Source organism: Streptomyces boncukensis (assembly GCF_011045075.1).
Taxonomy (GTDB): domain Bacteria; phylum Actinomycetota; class Actinomycetes; order Streptomycetales; family Streptomycetaceae; genus Streptomyces; species Streptomyces boncukensis.
In genome coordinates this window covers 1-412 of sequence record NZ_JAAKZZ010001133.1, presented here as the reverse complement: position 1 = coordinate 412, position 412 = coordinate 1, and the positions used below count along the sequence as shown (strand labels likewise).

Annotated in this window: 2 protein-coding genes; one reads left to right on the top strand and one right to left on the bottom strand. The window is 74.0% G+C overall.

Annotated features, from left to right (window positions below):
* Positions 1-73: 73 nt before the first annotated feature.
* Entirely contained in the window at positions 74-253 is a 180-nt protein-coding gene (locus G5C65_RS38310; protein WP_165303705.1) for a hypothetical protein, read from the bottom strand.
* A gap of 14 nt (positions 254-267) precedes the next feature.
* Between G5C65_RS38310 and G5C65_RS40910 the strand changes: the two genes are divergently transcribed.
* Positions 268-412 (top strand): holin (locus tag G5C65_RS40910; RefSeq protein WP_420903417.1); only part of this gene is annotated, 145 nt, incomplete at its 3' end.

The window sequence follows — 412 nt, the reverse complement described above, 5'->3', positions numbered from 1 at the left end:
CCCCGCCGACCGGCGCCACCGTGTTCCCCGTCGACCTGAGCGTCGGCGGGGAGCGCGTCCGCGCGAGCAGCGCTCAGCCATGGACGTGGGACGACTTCACCCGCCCGGCCACGCCCGCGTCGTGGGGGACGACGCCGCGCGAACCGGACTGGGCGCTGGTCGGCGGAACCGCCCCCGAGCGCTCCCTGGACGGCACCCGAGCTGTCGTGACCCTGTCGGAAGCCGAGGTCAGCCAGATCCGCTTCCAGATCATCCCCGGGCTCCTCGATGACGCCGGCCGAGCGCATGATCAGAACGTTCGCGCAGGCGCTCATCGCCGCGCTCGGCCTCGACACCACCGGAGTGCTGGACGCTCCCTGGGGCGATGCGCTCTCACTCGCGGGCGGGGCAGCGCTCCTGGCGCTGCTGACCG

Bases quoted from the DNA above. Each gene is read 5' to 3' on its own strand.
- G5C65_RS38310 (WP_165303705.1), bottom strand. From the start codon at position 253: ATGATCTGGAAGCGGATCTGGCTGACCTCGGCTTCCGACAGGGTCACG.